Below are 19,489 nucleotides of genomic sequence, written 5' to 3' on the forward strand. Positions count from 1 at the left end.
AGAGCGACGGCGCAGGCCCCGGTGATCACCCGACGGCCTCCCGAGTCCTACGATGGAGACCATGACTGAGATGTTGCAAAAGGTCGCCTCGGCACAAGGGTTCATCGCCGCCCTCGACCAGAGCGGTGGAAGCACCCCCAAGGCCCTGCGCCTCTACGGAATCGACGAAGACCAATACTCGGGCGAGGACGAGATGTTCGATCTCATCCACGCCATGCGCAGCCGGATCATCACCTCACCGTCGTTCGGGGGTGACCGCATCCTCGGCGCCATCTTGTTCGAGATGACCATGGACCGTGACATCGAGGGCCAGGGCACCGCGCAGTACCTGTGGAACGAAAAGAACGTCGTTCCGTTCCTGAAGACCGACAAGGGTCTGGCAGATGAGGTCGACGGCGCTCAGGTCATGAAGCCGTTCCCGGGTCTCGATGGCCTGCTCGAGCGTGCGGTGGCCAAGGGTGTGTTCGGCACCAAGATGCGTTCTGTCATCAACGAGGCCAACGCTGCCGGCGTCGAAGCCGTGGTAGCCCAGCAGTTCGAGGTCGGTGCCCAGATCCTCGGGCACGGCTTGGTGCCCATCATCGAGCCCGAGGTCAACATCAACAGCGCCACCAAGGCCGAGGCCGAGGCGCTCTTGCGCGACCAGATCACCGCACACCTCGACGCGGTGCCCGACGGCCAGCAGATCATGCTGAAGCTCACCCTTCCCAGCGAGGCCGACTTCTACGCCCCGCTCATCGCCCACCCCAAGGTGCTTCGGGTTGTGGCTCTGTCGGGTGGCTACAGCCGTGAGGAATCCAACGAGAAGCTGGCAGCCAACCACGGGATGATCGCCAGCTTCAGCCGCGCCCTCACCGAGGGTTTGACCGCTCAGATGTCGGACGCTGAGTTTGACGCTGCTCTCGACGCAGCTATCGGCAGCATCTTCGCCGCTTCCAACACCTGAGCCCAGGCTCAGGCGAGCGAGCGGCGACGCATCTGCTCGAGCCAAACAAGCAAGGCGCCTATGAACAGCGCCAGCGTGGCCCACACCGCCAGGTGTTCGTCGTTGGCTCCCGTCGCCGGCAGGGTGGTGCCCGAACCCGAGCCGTCGGCGGCGAGGGTCACCCGCGCCACGTCGTGGTCGTCTTCGTCGCCGTTCTCGTTGGCGATTGCGTCGTCGACTTCCGACTCGGAGTTTGTGCGGTCTGGGACACTGTCGACATCGGACAGCACTGCTCCGCCGTGGGCTCGGATCAACGTGCCCGCGGAGTCGACCGGGTTCGCTGCTGCGATCTCGGCCAGGTTGTCGGCCGTTCCGGTGAGGGCAGCGGTGACTCGGAACGTGATCGTGGTCGATGCCGACTGGCCGGGTTCGATGGTGACGCCGCTCAGTGCACCCGACGCCGAACCGTCGGGTTGCATGGCCCAGTCGGGGTCGGCCAGTTCCAGGCCGGCGGGCACGTAGTCGACCAGTTCGATGTCGGACGCCGCGACGTTGCCCTGGTTGAACACCGTGATGCGGAACGTCACCGGGTCGCCAACCGACACCACGGCCTCGTTGGAACCGTTCACCAGTTGCTTTCGCAGGGCGAGGTCGAACCGGGGCTCGAACAGGCCGAAATCGACCGTGAGGTTCTCGTTTGCGTCGGCGGTAGTCGGGTCGTTGTCGGGGTCTTCGCCGGTCGGCTCGGATCCGGTGGCAATCGTGACGGCTGCGGCACAAACGTCGCCCGAACCGTTCTCGGTCCCATCATCGCGGCCGTCGAGATCGTCGTCGACGCCCGAGGTGGGCGTTGACGAAATCAGGCCGACCAGATCGCCGCCCTCGCTCCACTCCTCGGTGGGAATACACACCGTGTAGCCGTCGGCTGCAAGCCCCGAGAACAGGTAAAGCCCGTTCGCATCGGTGGTAGTCGAAGCCAGCATCGAACCACCGGACCACAGCTCGACCGTGACCCCTCCGATCGCAGCCTCGCCGGCGTCGCGGATGCCGTTGTTGTCGGAGTCGAGCCACACCTGGTTACCGATGCTGTGCGTGGCGGCGGGCGGGGTCTCGAAGCAAAGACCACCGAAGTAGGCCGACAGGCCGTCGTGGGGCTGGGTCACCGCCGGGTCGACCACCGCGGGGTCTGACGACGCCGACCCATAGAGCTGCCAGAAGATGGTGTCGGCCGCCGTGCCACCCCAGTCGATGATGGTCCAGTCGCGGTCCTCGAAAGCGCCCGTCGACACATACGAAGCTCGGCTTGCGTTGTACAGCGTCGAGTTGGCCACGCCATAAGAGGCGTTGTCCAGCTCGATTATCGGAGTCGAGCCGAGGCCGTCGACCCCGTCGGCCGGGTCGGTGTCTGTGGTCGACAGGTTTGGATCGGCGTGGGGCGGCGCCTGCCTGACCCCGGCCGGGCCGCCGACCAGCACCGAAACCTCAGACACACCCATCGGGCGGGTGGCCCAGTCGCGCTGACCACCGATCAGCAACTGGGTGATGTCGAGCACAACACGATCGGTCGTTCCGGTTTCGAAGAACTCGAAGGTGACGTCGCCGATCTGGTCGTTCTTGGGCCAATAGCGCATCACACCCGAGGAGGACCCGTCGCCGAGCTGGGCTATGTACGAGCCGAGCCCCGTGAAGTCGGGCGTAGCTTGCGCGTCGAGGATGGGCCCGGTGTGGTCTTTGGCCCACGTGATTCGCATATCGACGCCCAAGCCGCCGATGTCCACCAGGGTGCGTTGTTCCCCATCGGCCACAGCCTCGTCGACACCGACATCGCCCAGGTCGCCAGAGCCGGCGGGCGCGCTCGAAGACGCGTACGAGCTCCAGTCGACACAGGTGGTGCCAGGCACCGCGGCTTCGACTCCGGGGGCGTCCGCCACCGTTGCGAGCCCGAGACCCAACAGCATCGATGCCGCAAGCGCTCGAATGATTGATGTCGTCCGCACGACCACTCCTTGTGACCGCGGCAAATGACAACTTCGTCATTTACCAGCGCGGCCCAGGGAACCACGGTGTTTCCCCGAAGGCAAGGACCGTCGAAAGATCTGAAATACAACGTGACATCACAACTCGGCGAACAACACACAGAGTGACCGGGGCCGCGGGTTCAGCAGCGGCAATGACCCCTCTGTGCTGTATTCGCCGAGCGAGCGGGCGGACCGAACTGTGTTCAGCCCACCTCGCGGCCCGCGACCCACACCTGGCTTATCGCGGAAGGCGTTCCAGCCAGGCCCCTGACGATCTTCTCGAAGGTCCGCGGCCAATCACCTGCGTCCAGTTCCGCAGTGAACGAGGGCAGTTGTGTCAGGTCGACAGCCAGGGCGTCGAACGCTCTTCCGACCTCGATCAGACCCACCGGAATGCCCAACAGTTCGGCCCCACCCGCCGTCGCACACCAGAACGCCGCTGTGGTGTCCACCCGAGAACCCGGCACGCCCCTGTCGTGGGCCAGACCAACGTCTACACCGTCTTCCAGCATCCGCGAAACGGTGACCGCGTGCTCACAGTTGGCAAACACCGACGCCTGTGGGCCGCCCGCTATGTCGGTGCCGAGGCCGACTCGCACACCGGCGTCGAGGGCGCGCCGCAAGGCGAATGCCGCGTTCGAGAAGTACGAGTTCGACAGGGGACAATGAGCAACACCTGCACCAGACGAGGCCAGAATCGAACGGTCCGCGTCGTTCAGATGTGTTGCGTGAGCCAACACCGTGTGGTCTTGCAGCAGGCCCAACCGTTCTAGGGCCTGGGTGTCGGTGCAGCCGTGGCGCTCCAGCACATAGCCGTGCTGCCAATTGCTCTCCGAACAGTGGGTCTGCACCAGCACGCCAGCCGACCGTGCCAGCTCGGCGAGCCCTTCGAGGGCGGCGTCGGTGCACGCAGGGATGAACCTGGGCGTCACAATCGGCTTCACCAGGGCTGTCGGTGCGACCCCGGCCAGGGCTCGAATCTGCTCTATCGACGTGGCGCTGGCCTGCACCGACTGGATCGGGTCGGCGTCGCGGTAATAGTCGGGGGTTCCCAGCGGATGGTCCATTGCAACGCGTCCCACGAACGCACGCTGACCGTGCTGCAAGCACGCCTCGGCCAACGACGTGGTGGCCGCAACGTCGTTCGACGAGTAATAGACGGCCGTTGTTGTTCCCAGGCGCAGCAGAGCGGGCACCATCTGATCCCAAACGGCGCGAGCGAACGCCGCATCGGCGAAGCGGGCCTCGAGCGGGAACGTGTAGTCGAACAGCCAGCGCTCGAGGGGCAGGTCCAAACCGGTGCCCAGCTGGGGCCACTGCGGAGCGTGCACGTGGGTGTCGATCAGCCCGGGCATCAGCACGCCGTCCACTCCCAGCGCCACGTCGGCCGTGTCGCCCGATTGGGCTGGGCGCATGACAACGATGCTGCCGGCATCGTCTAGTTCGATGTATTGGTCTTCCAGCACCACCAGCCGGTCTGGTGCCGGGGTCTGCAGGACAGTGGCCCTGACCGAGGTGGTCACGCCTGGAACGCCAGATAGGTACGGGCTGCTTCGCCCTCTCCCCTGTCGATGAACCAGGCCGTTACCGGCGTGCCGCCCAGGGCGACGCCACGACCGAGCTTGCGCTTCGTCATGCCAGAACCCTAGTTGACCCACCCCGCCCCGCCCCCTCCGAAGTGTCTGTCCCTGGCGCCCCTATCGGGGCGCCGGGACGACACACTTCGCACGCCCAGGTCTGCTGGCACGCGGTGGCCGGCGAGGTGTGCCCGCGCAGCGCCCCCATGGGGGCGCTGCGGACAGACACTTGCGGGAGAGGGGTGGGTCAGTCGGGGGTGGTGTCCCAGAGGGTTGGGGCCCAGGTGATCGGCGATGCCGGTTCGGGGCGAGCCTCGGTGGGGCCGCAGAGCCTCTCCACCAAGGATGCCCAGTCGAAGTCCTCGGTGATTTCCGACGCCCACAGTTCCAGGAGGCGGTCGGGTTCGAGGTACTGGGGAACTATCAGATCGAGGATCTTCTCGATCTCGTTGCGGAACTTCTCGTTGGTGCTGCGAACACCGTCAGCCCGCAGCCCGATGTCGGGCTTGATGCGCACACACAGGTCATAGGTCTGCGACCACCTGCGCACCAGCGGCTTGACGTCGAAGGGGTCTTCTCCACCGGTGGCGCGCAGAAAGTAGGCGAAGTTGTCGACCACCGCTCGGTCAAGCACCAGAACCTCCGACCGGCTGCGCAGCTCGAGTTCCTGTTGGATCTGGCTGACGATCACCCACAGCTGGGCTTCGGGAGTTGCACCCTCGTTCAGGCCAAGGGGGCTGAACCGAACGACCTCGCGACCCACCTCGACGCTGCGGCCGCTGCGCCCGACGGCGCCTGCGAACGAATGCACTGCGTTGGTCTTGCGCACCGAGTGCGAGCCGATGAAGGCGATCTTGCGGGCGGGCTGCACGGCCGAGAACCTAGCGCGCTCTGCGCGGACGCGATTGAGGGTGCCGAGCGAACCCGACACCCTCAATCATCTGCCAGAAGGCAGATACCCACCCACGGCCTGAAATCCCCGCTCTGATCGTCGTCCAGGGTTCACACCCACCCTGAGTGGTCACACAGACCCTAGTTCGACGCTCTGCGCGACTGCAAGAGGTTCAACGATCGTTGCGATGTGAGGAAACCCAGTCGAGCAGCGTCGCCTTGTCCCACGTATTGATGACGAGCTCCTTGGGTGCCCAACCGCGCTGAGCGGTGAGAACGCCGTATTCCATACGCCCCAGCTCGCTGACATGGTGCGAGTCGGTGTTGATCACCAACTTCACTCCCCTGTCGACCGCCTTGCGCACGACGTCGGAGGCGGCGTCGAGTCGCTGAAGCGCACCGTTGATCTCCAGCGCGACGTCGAAGTGATGGAGCGCTTCCAGCACCACGTCGACATCGAACTCGATGCCCGGTCGCCTGCCTATGTAACGCCCGCTCAGGTGACCGATCGAGTCGACGGTGGGGTCGCTGATGGCCGCGATCAGCCGCTTGGTCTGCTCGACGGGGCTCTGGTCGTAGTGGCTGTGCACCGATGCCACGGTGTAGTCGAACAGGGCCCTGAAGTCGTCGTCGTAGTCGAGACCACCCTTGGCGCCGATGTTCAGCTCGCACCCCCACATGATGGTCATGTCGGGATAGTCGGCCTGCACGCGCTCGATGTGTTCGCGGTGCTCGAGCATCTGTTCGGCAGTCGATCCGTTGATTGCCAGGTCGACGCCGTGGTCTGTGATGGCGAGGTAGTCGTAGCCCGAGTCGGCTGCGACCTTGACCATGTCCTCCACCGAGCTGCGGCCATCGCCTGACCGGGCGGTGTGATAGTGCAGGTCGCCGATGATGTGGCCGCGCTCGACCAGCTCTGGCAGACCCGGACCACCGTCTGCGGCGGCGTCGACTTCGCCCGTCGACTCGCGCATCGGCGGCGGCACGTAGTCCATGTCGAGGGCCCGATAGATGTCGCGCTCGGTGACCCGGGCCACGATCGGCCTGTCGGCGCCGTCGTCGGGGGTTGGACCGAACAGCCCGTATTCGTTCAGCAACAGGCCCCGGTCGATCGCACGCTGGCGCAACACGATGTTGTGGGCCTTCGAGCCGGTGAAATACAGAGTGGCGGCCCCGAATTGCTCGGGTTCGACAACCCTCACGTCTATCTGCAGACCCGCGGCGGTCAGAAAGGACGTCTTGGTGTCGCCGCTGAGGATCACCTCGCGGGCTTCGGAGTGGGTTCGCACCGCTTGCATGACCGGCGCCGCATCGTTGGATGCGACCGTGATGTCGATGTCGCCGATGGTTTCGCTGAAGCGCCGCAGGCTGCCGCAGTACATGGCGTCGACGACCCCATCGATGGCCTTGAGGTCTTCGACCAGGCGCACTGCCAGCGGCAGTGCATCGGCGATCGGTGTGCGCCGGTCCTTGCCAGACAGGCCGAGCCGTTCAATCGCCTTGCCGATCTTGGCCTCGCTGGTGGCGCCCATGCCGGGCAGGGCCCGAAGCTGCTCGTTGGCGATTGCCGCCTTCAGGCCCTCGATGTCCTCGATACCCAGCTCGGAGCGGATGAGCTTGAGCGTCTTGGGTCCGATCCCGGGCACCCGACTCATCTCGACGAACGCAGGCGGGTACTTCTCACGCAGGGCCACCAGCTTGGCGACCTCACCGGTGTCCACGTACTCGCGGATCTTGCTGGCGGTCGCCTTGCCGACGCCCTTGATCTTGGTCAGTTCGGCCTGGGTCAGTGCGGTGCTGTCGCGACCGTCAGCCTCGATGCCCAGCTTGGCGTTCTCGTAGGCCCGCACCTTGAAGCTCTGGGGCGACTCCTCCTCGAGCGTCGTCAGGGTGATCAGCTCTGACAACATCGCCATGACGTCGCGGTGCGAAACCATGCGGGCATCGTAGGCGCACGGTCGCACGTCCCGTGATTACGACACCCAGGCCGGTTGACCCTTGTCGATCAGCACCTGGTCGCCGTCGGCCACCGTGACCTCCACCGACGACCCGCTGTACCCCGCCTCGCAGGTGCCACACGGCGACGCGGATACGGCGAACTCGCGCACCTCGAACGTGTAGGTGCCCGGCACCGCCAACTCGACCTGAACCGCCGTCGGCTCGCCGGTGCGCTCGTAGGCCCGATAGGTCTGCTCGGGATCGTCCGGGTCGAAATCGGCGGGCCGTTGCCAGCCAGAGGGGATTCTGAAGGCCGCAACTCGGCGGCCGTCTTCGTCGTACACGGCACCCAAAGCGTCACCGAACAACGTCGCGCCGGAGGTGTCGAGACGAACGGTCACGACGATCGGCTGGATTCGGACGGTGGTGGTAGACGCCGACACCGGCGGCTCTGACGAACTCGACGTGGCCGCCGTCTCGACGGAATCTGGGCTGAAGCTGCAACCCGCGACCAACACCGTCAACAGAACCCAGTCCCAAATCCACCTCATCTCCCAGAACCTAGCCGCCACCCCCTGCGAATCTGGGGTCGGATCGCTGCCGCATCTGGGCAATATCCGACCCCAGATCGGTAGAAGGGGACAAGATCGGACCCCAGACCTGGAGGTCAGGACCACGCTGGGGGGTGTGAGCCCAAGGTCGTGGCCGGCCGAAGCCACAGCGGGCCTTTACCGTCGATGGTCATGGGAGACTTGACCCGGTGTGCCGGGCCCCAGGGCGTGGCCTCGACGTCGGGCGCGACGTCGTCGGGCGCGACAGGGTCGAATTGCGAGTCGAGACGACCCGGAGGGCCATCGATCAGCAGCGCCGCCGTTCGGGCCAACGACAGGCGGCCAATGGCCCCCACCCCGGTCGAATTGCGGTGACGCAGACCCCTGACCGCGGCGGCTGCCATCAGATATCCGGCGGCGTGGTCCAGTGCCTGTACCGGCAGGGGTTTGGGTCTGTCGGCGCCGGCCGCAGCCATGCCGGCGTCGGCTATGCCCGAGCTCATCTGTACCAGGCTGTCGAACCCTCGCCGCAGGGCCCACGGCCCAGTCCAGCCGAACGCATCCAGCGAGACGTCGACCAACCCGGGACGAACCTGTTGCCGACGCTCGGCGCCCAGGCCGAGGCGCTCGAGGGCGTCTGGCCGGTAGCCGTGCACGACGACGTCGGCCTGTTCCAGTAGCGCAGTGACGACATCCAGGCCTTCTGAAGTCTTCAGGTCTAGGCGCGCGCACCTCTTCCCGAGGGTGACCTCAGGAACCAGCCCATCCTCGAACCAGTCGAACGGATCTATGCGCAGCACGTCGGCACCCCACCCGGCCAAGAACCGCGTTGCCACCGGGCCTGCCAGCACCCTGGTCAGGTCGAGCACGCGGATTCCTGCCAGAGGTCGCGTACGTGACAAAGTCTCGACCTCTACTCGATCTCCAGATGACTCACCTACAGCGCCTGGATAAAGGGTTATCAGCGGTTCGGCACCGACGGCCGATCCATTGGGGTGAACCTTCCATTGAGAGATGGATCGCATCGCGGCGGCCGCTCCCCCGGCCTCGACCACGGCGCTTTCGAGCTCGTCGGCCGACCACTTGGACACCGCCGCAGCGACGGCATCGCGGTCGGGTCGCACGCCCAGCACCCTCAGCGCGGCGGCGCGATGGTGGGGCGCGTTCGTGTGCAGTTTCAACCAGCCGTCGGCGGCCTCATAGTCGCCGGCGACCGCATCCCATGCCGGCGGAACCTGCCACCCGTCAGGAACGATCGATCCGGCGAACCAGATCGACGCCAGCCGCCGATCGACGTCGACGACCCCCGGCGGCTCGCCCGTCAGATCGGACGCATACGCCGAGACCTCTGACGTGGCGGCGGCGATCGACGCGCACGCCAGATCGGAGACTGCGAACACCGAGGGCAGGCTCTGGACCGCCCTCTCCTCGACGACAGGCCAGGCGCCCACGTCCGGAGAATCGAGGGCAGCGCCGATCTGCGGCAAGAAGTCACGCATCGGCGCAGCCTATTTCGGACCAAGCGTGGTCAGCGGCGACTGAACGCTTCGACCAGATCCATCTGCGCGCCGACCTCGGGACCCGCCATTGGACGATGCTGGCCAACGGTCCAGAGGGCCTCGGTGACGTTGAGCCCCACCGCCATCAGCACGAGGGTGGCCATGGTGCCTGCCCGACCGATGCCCGCCGCGCAATGCATCAACACGCCCTCGCCGTCGTCGAGCCGATCGACGATGCGGGTTACCAGTGCTTCGGCGTCGTCGAGGCTCGGAGCGTGCAGGTCGGGTATGGGGTGCCAAATAGCGGCGGCGCGTCCGTGGACCGGCGAGTCAGCGGCGTTGGTGTCGAGCCAGGCGACATAGTCGGGATATCTGTCGGCCAGCTCGTAGCGCTCGGTTAGGCACACCACAGTGCCCGCACCGTTCGCCCGCAGCATCGCGGCGCCGACGTCGGGGCCGATCGCATGCTTGCCGCACAGCCACAGTTCACCGTCGGGGATGGGCAGTGGAATGCGGTCGATGCCGCCGTCTCTGGACCTGGGACCCCACTTGCTCATGGCCGATGTCAGCCGAAGTTCGGTTCGCGCTTTTCGACGAAGGCGGCGATGCCCTCCTTGCCGTTGGCCGATGCCATCGCGGCGGTGATGGCCATGCCCTCACGTTCGCCCGCTTCGGGCAGCGCCGAATCGAAGCCCTCGTAGATCAGGCGCTTGGCCTTGCCGAGAGCCGACGACGCACCTGCCGCCATCTGAGCCGCCAGATCGAGCGCTGCCTGGTCGGCCTCGCCCTTGGGTACGACCCGGTTGACCAGGCCCCACGCCTCGGCCTCGTCGGCGGTCAGCACACGGTTGGTCAGGGTCAGGTCGAGCGCGCGACGAAGCCCGATGTGACGACCCAGGAAGTAGGTGGATGTTCCGTCGGGGGTCATCGCCGCACGCGTGTAGGCCATCGTGAACTTGGCGTTCTCGGATGCGACCACCAGGTCGAACGACGAGACGATCGACAGGCCCGCGCCGCCGGCCGCACCGCCGACCGAGGCCACCACAACCTTCTCCATGCTGTTCATCAGGTAGATCGCGCCGTGGAAGTCGACCAACATGTCGGCCGCGGTCTGGGGCAGAGCGTCACCGCAGTCGTTGAAGAACTTGAGGTCGCCGCCAGCGCAGAACACCTTGCCCTCGGCGGTTACGGCAACCGAACGCACTGCGTCGTCGTAGGCGGCCTCGAGCATCGCGGCGCGCAGATCGGCAGCAAACGTCGGGTTGACCGCGTTGGCGCCCTCTGGCCGATTGAAGCGGATGTGCGCTACGCCTTCGCTGACGCTGTATTGGATCGTCTCCATCTTTGGCTCCTCGGTTCGCCGACCTGTCGCGCCATTGTGCCCCACGCGACTGCGCGACTTGGCCTCCGACCCGTGCGTGCCGCGAGGGATCAGCGCTTGCGGATCAAGGTGATGCCGTCGCCGATGGTCAGCATCAGGACGTCGAGGTCGGCTCGTCCGGCCAGGTGGTCGTTCAGATCCTGCAGAGCTCCGGTGTCTCCGGGTGCCGGCGGACCAGCCACCATGCCGCTCCAGAGGACGTTGTCCAGAACGATCAGGCCCCGTGGTGACATTCGGGGAAGCAGAGCCTCGATGTATGACGCGTAACCCGCCTTGTCGGCGTCGATGAAGGCGAAGTCGATTGCCTGATCGCCCAGGTCGTCCAGGCGCTCGGCGGCGGGACCGATGTGCAGCTGAATGCGATCGTCGACCCCGGCACGCTGCCAATAGGGTCGGCCGACGGCCGGGTATTCGTCGGAGATGTCGAAACAGTGCAAGGTCCCCTCCGGGCCCAGGCCCCGCGCCACCCACAATGCGGACATGCCGGTGAAGGTGCCGATCTCGACCGCGGTGCGAGCGCCTGTCATCTCGACCAGCAGCTTGAGGAACCGGCCCTGATCCTCGCCGATGTTCATGCCGGCCATGGCACCGAACCGTTGGCGGGTCGTCTCGGCGAGTTCGGCCGCGGTCGAGTCGAGCGGCTGGCTCATGTGGTCGAGCACATAGTCGTAGAGCTGGGGTGACGCACCGACCGTGCGGCCGCTGGCAACAGGCCGCACCCGCTGCGCACCGGCCGCCAGTTGTCCTGCAATCCAGCCGTCGAGCAGCGAACCGTCGTGCAGAGCGGTCGCCGGAACCGTCAGGCGCCCGAGGGCTGCGAGCACCTCGTCGGGGTCGTCGTCGGGGGCGACCACCAGGCCCAATCCAACACAGTTGCGAGCCAGCAGGTCTCCGTACCCCCACATCGAACGGGCAACACTCCTGGCGACGTCGCGTGAAACCCCCCGGCCCAGGTCGAACCTGATCGCCATGGCCACCCCAGATCGCGCCGCCTCGCCGATCGCGGCTTCGACAGCCTCGGCGTCGCCGTCGCCGTCGAGCCGGACGATCAAGTGGTCTGCTGTTGGTTCAACCATGGGTGCAAGCTATGCCGCCCCGCAACCAGCGACTACGTTCGGCCGATGGCCAACCCCGGGCACCATGCTGCAAACCGCCCCGACGATCCGGCGCTGATCATCGCCGACACCGGCGAAACCCTGACCTGGGCCGGGTTGCACAACATGGCGGTGGCAGCCGCGAACCACCTGCACGACCTGGGTCTTCGCCCCGGCGATCCGGTGGCGTTCTGTCTCGAGAACCGCTTCGAGTTCGCTGCGATGGTGTGGGCCGCCCAGTACTCGGGCCTGCGCTACACCCCCATCTCGAGCCGGTTGACCCGAGACGAGATCGCCTACATGGTCGCCGACTGCGAGACGACGGTGCTGATCCACTCGAACGAAACGGCTGTTGCCGGTGAGGCGGCGGCCAGCGCGGGCCGGGCCGTTCGCGTCGTCGATGTCGACGTGCCGGGCGCGATCGATTGGCGCGAGGGTGCCGCCCAAGCCCGGTTCGATCGGGTCGAGGGCATCACCATGCTGTACTCGTCTGGCACCACTGGCCGCCCCAAGGGGGTCAGGCGTCCGGCGCCGCCCGAACCGATCGAAGAACTGCCGCCGGGCGACCGGATGCTGGCCTCGGCCTACGGCATCGAGCCCGCCAGCGTCTATCTGTCGACGGCGCCGCTGTATCACTCGGCACCGCTGACGTTCCTGCTGCAGATGGGTCGCATCGGAGCGACGACCGTGGTGATGCGGCGCTTCGACGCCGCCGGAGCGCTGGAAGCCATCGAGCGCTATCGGGTGACCCACAGCCAGTGGGTTCCGACCATGTTCGTGAGGATGCTGGCGCTGCCCGAGGCAGACCGAAACGGGCGCGACCTGTCGTCGCATGTGTTTGCCATCCACGGTGCAGGCCCGTGCCCGGTGCACGTGAAGGAAGCGATGCTCGACTGGTGGGGCCCGATCGTGCACGAGTACTACGCAGGCACCGAAGGCGCCGGCATGTGTGTGATCGGCCCCGACGAATGGCTTGCCCACAAGGGTTCGGTGGGCAGGTCTATCCGCGGGCCGGTGCAGATCCTGGACGACGACGGCAAGCCGCTGGGGCCTGGCCGGATCGGCCAGATCTGGTTTGCCAACAGCGCCGACTTCTCGTATCACCGCGACGGGGCCAAGACCGCGGGCGCCAGGGGCCCTGGCGGGTCGGGCACCTTCGGCGACATCGGCTATGTCGACGAGGACGGCTACCTGTACCTGACCGACCGCAAGTCGTTCACCATCAACGCCGGCGGCATCAACATCTACCCGCGCGAGGTCGAAGAGGTGCTGATGAAGCACCCGGCGGTGTTCGACGTCGCCGTGTTCGGCATACCCAATGCCGAGTATGGAGAGGAGGTCAAAGCCGTGGTGCAGCCTGCAACGGGGCTGCATGCCTCGGACGAGTTGGCCGTGCAGCTCGTCGAGCATTGCCGCACCCAGCTGGCATCGTTCAAGCTGCCCCGCACGATCGACTTCATCGACGAACTGCCCCGCGAACCGACGGGCAAGCTGAGGGTGGCCCAGCTGCGTGCCCAATACACCGATCTTCGGTGATGCACGGCCGCTGGGAAGCTCAGGCCGCCACCCACATGGCACCGCTGGTGTAGCGCCGCAGACCGGCACGAAACGCCAGTGCAGCCACACAAGCCAGTCCAACGGCGAACGCCGCCGAGGCAACCGCGACCCACGGATCGAGGTCTCTGACGAACCGTGTGGGCAATGCGGTGATGAAACCCGCCGGCACCACGGTGAACATCAGGACCTTCACCATGCCGCTGAACACATCGACCGGGTACGAAGCGAACAGCACCACCGAGTGAAAGCCCAGTTCGCCAACGTCGGACCGACCGCCCAGGAAAGCCGTCGACCCCGCCAGCACCAGAAACGACACCAGTGCCGTTGCGCCGATGAACACCGCGACGACGAAGGCCGCAGCACGAGCCGGTGTGGGGTTGCCGGCCACGACGAAAAGGCCGATTCCAAAGGCCAGATCGCCCATGTTGACCGGTTCGATACGCCTGACCAGAAGGTATGCCAGCGTCGGCACCGGCAACACCAACGCCTCGTCGATGGCGCCCTGAGCGATCAGCCGCCCCAGATGACGCGAGTTGTTGAGCAAACCCAGCGCAACGCCGCCAACAGCGGTGAGAACAGCCTGCAGCACCATCACGTCGGCGAGGACCCAGCCCCTAACCTCGCCCAGCTGCTCGAAGAAGATGAGCCAGAACACGACCCAGAACGAGTCGTTCACGATCATGACCGACGCCTGGAACCAGAAGCTCCGTCGGTTGGCCCACGCGTCCTGCATCGAGCCGACCCAGGTGCGGGCCAGGGCCCGCGCCGCCCTCACGACACACCCGCCGTCAGTCGGCGCTCGCCCCAACTGAACACCGCAGCAGCGGAGATGAACGCGACCACCAACCAGGCGAGCTGTATCAACAGCAGTTCGGGCTCGAAGAATCCTGCCGCCAGCCGGGCCGGAACGTAGGCCATGGCCATGAACGGAAGCCACCGGGCCAGCGTCTCGAGCCAGTCGGGCAGCACCTCGAGCGGCAACAACATGCCGCCCACGACAAATACGAACTTCTGGTAAACGAACCATGTGGCTCGCGAGTTGCGCAACCAGAACGCGACTGCCGCGAACACGTGCTGGGCGGTGATGTTCACCACCAGCCCCAGGAACAGCGCAGGCGCCGCCAAACACAACGAGGCCCACGACGGCGGCGCGCCGATGACGATCAGGCTCAGCGGCACGGCCGCCGCCGTGCACACAGCAAGGCGCGGCACCATTCCCCCGACCTGGGCCGCCCACACCAGATAGAACATCGGAACCGGCCGCAGCAGCGCAGCGTCGACCCGTCCGCTGCCGATGTCGTCGCCGAGTTCGTCTATGAACTGCATTCGTTGACTGATGGTGGCGATCTCGGACACGGTGACGTACCAGACGAGGGCGACGGCCGAGTAGCCGACTACCGCTCCCCCATTGGCCTCTGCGGCCGCACGCCACAGCGCCGACAGCATGGCCACGACGACGATCACGAACGCACCGCTGACCATCAGCCCGCCCCGGTCGCCCGCAACCTTGGAGGCTTCGGCGGCTGCCGACCTACGCGCGGCCTCGACGATGCGCCGGTTCACGACGAGCCCGCCTCGTACACACCGGCGATGACCTCTTCCAAAGGTGGGTCTACGACCGAGAGATCGGCGACCGGCAACGTGTCCAGCACCGCGTCTACGACGTCGCGCACCGCGGCCAGCGAGGTGTCGACGTCGAATGTCAACCGGGTGGCGTCGGCGCGGGTGAGGGTTGCGCCCAAGATGTCGATCGAGGACACCTCGACCGGGTGGACGAGCCCCACCTCGACCCGCTTCGACGCCAGCAGCGTGCGCCGCATGGCCTCGACGGTGTCGTCGATGATGATGCGACCGTGGTTGACGATGATGGTGCGATCGGCCACCACCTCGATGTCGGCGACGTCGTGCGAGGTCAGCAAGATGGTGGTGCCGCGCTGCTTGTTCAACGTCACCAGCAGGTCCCGAAAGCGCTGTTTGGCCACCAGGTCGAGACCGATCGAGGGTTCGTCCAGCATCAAGATCTGGGGCTGATGCAACAAGGCGGCGGCCAGCTCGCAACGCATGCGCTGCCCCAACGACAGCGTGCGCACGGGCTGGTCGAACAGATCGGTGGCCCCCAGCAATTCGCCCAACTCTGCGACCCGTCGGGCGGCCTCGTCGTCGTCGACACCGTGGATGGCGGCAAGCATCGAGTAGGCGGCCCTGGACGGCAGCTCGGCCCACAGCTGCGACCTCTGGCCGAACAGGGTGCCGATGCGTTCGGCGAGGCGACGACGGTCGGCCCAGGGAACCATCCCGGCCACGGTCGCCGCGCCAGAGGTCGGGTGCAATATGCCGGTGAGCATCTTGATCGATGTGGACTTGCCGGCGCCGTTCGGTCCGATGAACGCCACCCGTTCGCCTGGCTCGACAACGAAGCTGATTCCCCTGACCGCTTCGACAACCCGGCGGCGCGACCGGCGCCCGGTCTCGAACGTGCGGGTCAGATCAGTCGCCGTTATCGCCCCGCTGCCCATGGGGCGAGTTTGGCCCACAAGTCGCAGCCGGGGCAGCGAATATCGCCCGAGGCGGTTGCCTGACTTGGCGGGGCCCTAGCCAGCCGACTCGGCCAGCTCGGCCAGCCGCTTCGGGTCGATGATCTGCAGGCTTCCTCGGCCTGTGACCAGCACCCCCGCCTCGGCGCCTTCTCGAATAACCCTGTTGGCCGTCTGACGCACGGTGCCCGCCAGCTCGGCCAGCGCAGACTGCGTCAGGCCTATCGGCTGATCGCCGTAGGCCAGCGCCAGCGCAGCCATGCGACGCCACACCCTGGTCTCGGGTGGCAGCTTCAACTCGAGCGCCTGGACGGTGGTGCGTTGAACCCGCCTGGCCAGCACCGATACCAGAAGCCGATCGAAGCAGGCGTAGGCGATCCGTAGCCGCTCGAAATCGGACCTGGCCAGCACACCCACGACCGAGTTCTCGAGTGCCTTGCCCCTGCTGGTGCGCCTGTGCTCGTCCACCACCAGGGCAACCTCGCCGAAGATCTCCCCTGGCTGAACCACGTGGAGTGTCAAGACATGACCGGCGGCCGACGACACCTGCAGTTCGATGCGCCCCGAGAGCAGAACGTACATCGAAGACCCGATGTCGCCCTCGTTGAACAACACCTGCCCTCGCTGCAGAGCGCGACGGTGCACACAAAGCTCTGCGGCGGCCAACGCCGCCTCGTCCAGTTGTCCTAGTTGCGTCTGTTCGAGCACTTCAAGCTCCGCCCGTTCCCGGTCAACGCGGTGACGCATTGCACAACCCGAGTGTCGCACGCACGACAGACGGGCGCTCACTCGTGGCTCATCGTTGGGTCACATCCAAACAAGGGGGAATCCAATGCTGTTGTTCTCACGAATGGCGACTCCGACGGTGTCACCGAAGAAGGCGATGCCGTTCGTTCACAAGGTCACGGCCTATGTGAACGAACACTCGGATCTCGAGCTGAGCTGCTGGTTGGCAACGCTGGGAGTGCCTGTGGGTACGGTCGCGTGGTCGACGGTCGCCGAATCGCAGGCCGCCCTGGCCGCCGCAAACGCTGGCCTGATGAGCGACCCGGGCTATCTGGACGTGCTGGAAGAGGGCGAGGCGCTGGGCAACACGCCAGCGGTCGACTCGTTGCGCAACCACATCTACGGCGACCGCAAGGCGTCGGCGGTCGGCTCGGTGCTGCAGATGACGTCAGGGGTCGCAGAGACCGCTCGCCTGGCAGACGCCATCGGCTGGGCCGTCGACATGGCCAGCTATGTCGAGTCGGTGATCAACAGCCCCGTCGTGGTGACCAATAGCGTCACGGGCACCCTCGGCGAGCTGAGCTTCATCTCCGTTCAGGATGGCTACGAGCAGGTCGACTCGGCCCGCAACGCACTTCAGGCAGACACCGGATATCTCGAGCGAATCGCCAAGAGCGACGGCCTGTTCGTCTCGGGCTCGGGACAAGTAGTGCAAGCGATGCGCATCATCTGAGAGCGCACCCGATCGGGCCGGTGGAGAATGGGGCGGCGCCTTGGGCGCCGCCCTTTCGCGCCGCCCTTTCGCACTGCCCTTTCGCACTGCCCTTTCGCTCCATGTGCAGGGTGCTGTTGGCCGCTAGGGCAGCCCCGCATGTGGGTGCTCGACGCGGGTCCAGTAGATGGCACCCGCGGCCTTGCCTGCAACCTCTTTCGGGTGGCTGCCCGGCGCGGTCAGAACGAAAAGGGTGCGCCCATCGTCACCGCCCAGAACGCAAGCAAAGGTCCGGTCGGGTGTGGCGATGGTGTCGGTGACCTGGCCTCCCTCGACCACTCGAACCACCTGCGAACCGCGAGCGTCGGAGAACCAGATGCCCCCGGCAGCGTCGAGGGTGCAGCCGTCTGGGGCCATACCCGGCGTGTCGGCCCATCGCCGCCGATCGGTGAGGCTGCCGTCCTCGGCGATCGTGAACGCTTCGTACCCCTGGCCGAAGCTCTCTCCGACGATCAGTGTCGAACCGTCGGGGGTGATGACGGATCCGTTCGGGAACCGCAGGCCTGGCTCGGCCACCTTGGCGGTGCCGTCGGGCCGAATCATTATCAAGTCGGCGGCCGCGGGGTCTTCGCCGGCTTCGAAATCGAACCCGAAGTTGCCTACGTAAGCGGTGCCATCGGCGGCGACGACCATGTCGTTGCAGTTGCCGGCGGCGAGGGCGCTGAGGTCGCAGTGCAGCACCAGTTGCCCTTCTTGTTCTCGCATCACCCGCCGGCTGGTCATGAACACCACCAGCAACGTGCCGTCTGGCATCCAACCGAGGCCCGACGGCCGGTCTGGCAGAGCAGGGTGAACAGCTTCGCGGTGGCCGTCTGTGGTGACCGTGTAGATCGTCGCCTGGTAGAAGTCGCTGTACCAGAGCTTGCCGTCGCGCCAGCGGGGCCCCTCACCGAAGTCGACCCCGTCTACCAACAGTTCCCATTCAGACATTGCGACCATGGCTCCCCCAGTTGCGTTCGTCACACCGACCATAATGGGAGCACTCGACAGGAGGGGAAGCACAGATGCTCGCCGAAGGAACGGCGGCTCCAGACTGGAGTGCGCCAGATCAGAACGGTCAGACGATCTCGTCGTCTGACCTTCGAGGCAAGTGGGTCGCCATGTGGTGGTACCCCAAGGCCTCGACACCCGGTTGAACGATCGAGGGTGGAGGGTTCCGTGACAGAGCCCCAGAGTTCGAGGCCGCCAACGCCGTGATCGTCGGCGCCTCCTTCGACAGCGTCGAAGACCAGAAGAAGTTCGCCGACGAGCAGAGCTTCCCCTACGCACTGATCAGCGATGTCGATCACTCGATCGGCAAGGCGTTCGACGCCGAACGCCAACCCGGTGAGGACTACTACGAGATGGGCCTGCCCAGGCGAGTCAGCTACCTGATCTCGACCGAAGGCACGATTCACAAGGCCTACGACCTGGCCGGCAAGGACCTGTCGCAGCACGCGGCCGAGGTACTGGCCGACATAGCCGCCGCCGGCTGACCCCTTCGCCGAACACCGGTGTTTCGGCGGCGTCCTGCGCCGTCTGAACACCGGTGTTCGCGATCTGCGCGTGGTAGACCGGCGTCGATGGCCACCCTGCTGATCGTGCACCACAGCCCATCGTCAGGGATGCGCGGTTGTTGGAAGCGGCAATCGCGGGCGCTTCGGCCGATGGCATCGAAGGGGTTCGGGTCGAGGTGCGTCCGGCGCTGGAGGCAACCTCGGCTGATGTGTTGGCCGCCGACGGCTACGTGCTCGGTACTCCAGCCAACCTCGGATACATGAGCGGAGCCCTCCAGCACTTCTTCGACACGGTCTACAACGACTGCCTCGACGTCACCGTGGGCCGACCGTTCGGGTTCTATGTGCACGGAGCAACCGACACCACAGGCGCGGTGCGGTCGATCGAGATGGTCACCACCGGTCTGCAGTGGCGCCCGGTAGCCGATCCGGTGTCGCTGATCGGCGGCCACGACCAAACGAGCCTGGACGAGGTATGGAACCTGGCCGCCACAGTGGCCGCAACGCTGATGGACCTCTGACCAAGGGCC

Annotated in this window: 19 protein-coding genes; 5 read left to right on the forward strand and 14 right to left on the reverse strand. The window is 66.1% G+C overall.

The window, feature by feature from the left end:
* Positions 1 to 61: 61 nt before the first annotated feature.
* The gene (locus R2770_07210; protein ID MEZ5280245.1) at positions 62 to 946 is read left to right on the forward strand and encodes a fructose bisphosphate aldolase; all 885 of its coding nucleotides are present in this window, start codon (positions 62 to 64) and stop codon (positions 944 to 946) included.
* Between the two features lie 8 nt (positions 947 to 954).
* On the opposite strand, the gene R2770_07215 is transcribed toward R2770_07210, so the two are convergent.
* The 9 genes from R2770_07215 to R2770_07255 all read right to left on the reverse strand — a co-directional run bounded on the left by R2770_07215 (position 955) and on the right by R2770_07255 (position 11,856).
* Positions 955 to 2,922, reverse strand: a complete 1,968-nt coding sequence (locus R2770_07215; protein ID MEZ5280246.1) for an SdrD B-like domain-containing protein — start codon at positions 2,920 to 2,922, stop codon at positions 955 to 957.
* Between the two features lie 224 nt (positions 2,923 to 3,146).
* A complete protein-coding gene (locus R2770_07220; GenBank protein ID MEZ5280247.1) occupies positions 3,147 to 4,466 on the reverse strand; it encodes an amidohydrolase family protein in 1,320 nt (439 codons plus the stop codon).
* Positions 4,467 to 4,767: 301 nt separating this feature from the next.
* Positions 4,768 to 5,391, reverse strand: coding sequence for an AAA family ATPase (locus R2770_07225; GenBank protein MEZ5280248.1), 624 nt, complete (start codon positions 5,389 to 5,391; stop codon positions 4,768 to 4,770).
* 193 nt (positions 5,392 to 5,584) lie between these two features.
* Positions 5,585 to 7,348, reverse strand: a complete 1,764-nt coding sequence (gene polX / locus R2770_07230) for a DNA polymerase/3'-5' exonuclease PolX (protein ID MEZ5280249.1) — start codon at positions 7,346 to 7,348, stop codon at positions 5,585 to 5,587.
* A gap of 36 nt (positions 7,349 to 7,384) precedes the next feature.
* Positions 7,385 to 7,900, reverse strand: a complete 516-nt coding sequence (locus R2770_07235) for a hypothetical protein (protein MEZ5280250.1) — start codon at positions 7,898 to 7,900, stop codon at positions 7,385 to 7,387.
* Positions 7,901 to 8,016: 116 nt separating this feature from the next.
* Positions 8,017 to 9,399, reverse strand: a complete 1,383-nt coding sequence (locus tag R2770_07240; GenBank protein MEZ5280251.1) for a CoA transferase — start codon at positions 9,397 to 9,399, stop codon at positions 8,017 to 8,019.
* A gap of 29 nt (positions 9,400 to 9,428) precedes the next feature.
* Positions 9,429 to 9,956 (reverse strand): tyrosine-protein phosphatase, encoded by a 528-nt coding sequence (locus tag R2770_07245; protein MEZ5280252.1) that lies wholly within the window; start codon positions 9,954 to 9,956, stop codon positions 9,429 to 9,431.
* A gap of 8 nt (positions 9,957 to 9,964) precedes the next feature.
* Positions 9,965 to 10,741 (reverse strand): enoyl-CoA hydratase-related protein, encoded by a 777-nt coding sequence (locus R2770_07250; GenBank protein ID MEZ5280253.1) that lies wholly within the window; start codon positions 10,739 to 10,741, stop codon positions 9,965 to 9,967.
* A gap of 89 nt (positions 10,742 to 10,830) precedes the next feature.
* Positions 10,831 to 11,856: an O-methyltransferase gene (locus R2770_07255; protein ID MEZ5280254.1), complete on the reverse strand. Its 1,026-nt coding sequence runs from the start codon at positions 11,854 to 11,856 to the stop codon at positions 10,831 to 10,833.
* Positions 11,857 to 11,901: 45 nt separating this feature from the next.
* On the opposite strand from R2770_07255, the gene R2770_07260 reads away from it, so the two are divergent.
* Entirely contained in the window at positions 11,902 to 13,410 is a 1,509-nt protein-coding gene (locus tag R2770_07260; GenBank protein MEZ5280255.1) for an AMP-binding protein, read from the forward strand.
* A 19-nt stretch (positions 13,411 to 13,429) separates the two neighbouring features.
* Here the strand turns inward: R2770_07260 and R2770_07265 are convergent, their stop codons facing one another.
* The 4 genes from R2770_07265 to R2770_07280 all read right to left on the reverse strand — a co-directional run bounded on the left by R2770_07265 (position 13,430) and on the right by R2770_07280 (position 16,673).
* Positions 13,430 to 14,206 carry an ABC-2 family transporter protein gene (locus R2770_07265; protein MEZ5280256.1) on the reverse strand — a complete coding sequence of 259 codons (777 nt, stop codon included), beginning with the start codon at positions 14,204 to 14,206 and terminating at the stop codon, positions 13,430 to 13,432.
* Positions 14,203 to 14,994, reverse strand: a complete 792-nt coding sequence (locus tag R2770_07270; GenBank protein ID MEZ5280257.1) for an ABC-2 family transporter protein — start codon at positions 14,992 to 14,994, stop codon at positions 14,203 to 14,205. Before R2770_07270 ends, R2770_07265 begins: the two co-directional genes overlap by 4 nt.
* Positions 14,991 to 15,947 (reverse strand): ATP-binding cassette domain-containing protein, encoded by a 957-nt coding sequence (locus R2770_07275; GenBank protein MEZ5280258.1) that lies wholly within the window; start codon positions 15,945 to 15,947, stop codon positions 14,991 to 14,993. Before R2770_07275 ends, R2770_07270 begins: the two co-directional genes overlap by 4 nt.
* A gap of 75 nt (positions 15,948 to 16,022) precedes the next feature.
* Positions 16,023 to 16,673, reverse strand: a complete 651-nt coding sequence (locus R2770_07280; GenBank protein MEZ5280259.1) for a Crp/Fnr family transcriptional regulator — start codon at positions 16,671 to 16,673, stop codon at positions 16,023 to 16,025.
* A 124-nt stretch (positions 16,674 to 16,797) separates the two neighbouring features.
* Between R2770_07280 and R2770_07285 the strand changes: the two genes are divergently transcribed.
* Positions 16,798 to 17,424: a hypothetical protein gene (locus R2770_07285; protein ID MEZ5280260.1), complete on the forward strand. Its 627-nt coding sequence runs from the start codon at positions 16,798 to 16,800 to the stop codon at positions 17,422 to 17,424.
* Between the two features lie 123 nt (positions 17,425 to 17,547).
* On the opposite strand, the gene R2770_07290 is transcribed toward R2770_07285, so the two are convergent.
* Positions 17,548 to 18,426, reverse strand: coding sequence for an SMP-30/gluconolactonase/LRE family protein (locus R2770_07290; protein ID MEZ5280261.1), 879 nt, complete (start codon positions 18,424 to 18,426; stop codon positions 17,548 to 17,550).
* Positions 18,427 to 18,467: 41 nt separating this feature from the next.
* On the opposite strand from R2770_07290, the gene R2770_07295 reads away from it, so the two are divergent.
* Positions 18,468 to 18,938: a peroxiredoxin gene (locus R2770_07295; GenBank protein MEZ5280262.1), complete on the forward strand. Its 471-nt coding sequence runs from the start codon at positions 18,468 to 18,470 to the stop codon at positions 18,936 to 18,938.
* Positions 18,939 to 19,078: 140 nt separating this feature from the next.
* Complete coding sequence (locus R2770_07300; GenBank protein MEZ5280263.1) at positions 19,079 to 19,480, forward strand: NAD(P)H-dependent oxidoreductase; 402 nt, start codon at positions 19,079 to 19,081, stop codon at positions 19,478 to 19,480.
* The last annotated feature ends 9 nt before the right edge of the window (positions 19,481 to 19,489 follow it).

Source organism: Acidimicrobiales bacterium (assembly GCA_041394185.1).
In the GTDB taxonomy this organism is placed as follows: Bacteria; Actinomycetota; Acidimicrobiia; order Acidimicrobiales; family Poriferisodalaceae; genus JAAETH01.

Excerpts from the sequence above, each read along its gene's own strand:
- polX (MEZ5280249.1), bottom strand. The coding sequence starts at position 7,348 with ATGGTTTCGCACCGCGACGTCATGGCGATGTTGTCAGAGCTGATCACC.
- R2770_07240 (MEZ5280251.1), bottom strand. The coding sequence starts at position 9,399 with ATGCGTGACTTCTTGCCGCAGATCGGCGCTGCCCTCGATTCTCCGGAC.
- R2770_07210 (MEZ5280245.1), top strand. The coding sequence starts at position 62 with ATGACTGAGATGTTGCAAAAGGTCGCCTCGGCACAAGGGTTCATCGCC.
- R2770_07260 (MEZ5280255.1), top strand. The coding sequence starts at position 11,902 with ATGGCCAACCCCGGGCACCATGCTGCAAACCGCCCCGACGATCCGGCG.
- R2770_07275 (MEZ5280258.1), bottom strand. The coding sequence starts at position 15,947 with ATGGGCAGCGGGGCGATAACGGCGACTGATCTGACCCGCACGTTCGAG.
- R2770_07250 (MEZ5280253.1), bottom strand. The coding sequence starts at position 10,741 with ATGGAGACGATCCAATACAGCGTCAGCGAAGGCGTAGCGCACATCCGC.
- R2770_07245 (MEZ5280252.1), bottom strand. The coding sequence starts at position 9,956 with ATGAGCAAGTGGGGTCCCAGGTCCAGAGACGGCGGCATCGACCGCATT.
- R2770_07285 (MEZ5280260.1), top strand. The coding sequence starts at position 16,798 with ATGCTGTTGTTCTCACGAATGGCGACTCCGACGGTGTCACCGAAGAAG.
- R2770_07235 (MEZ5280250.1), bottom strand. The coding sequence starts at position 7,900 with ATGAGGTGGATTTGGGACTGGGTTCTGTTGACGGTGTTGGTCGCGGGT.
- R2770_07255 (MEZ5280254.1), bottom strand. The coding sequence starts at position 11,856 with ATGGTTGAACCAACAGCAGACCACTTGATCGTCCGGCTCGACGGCGAC.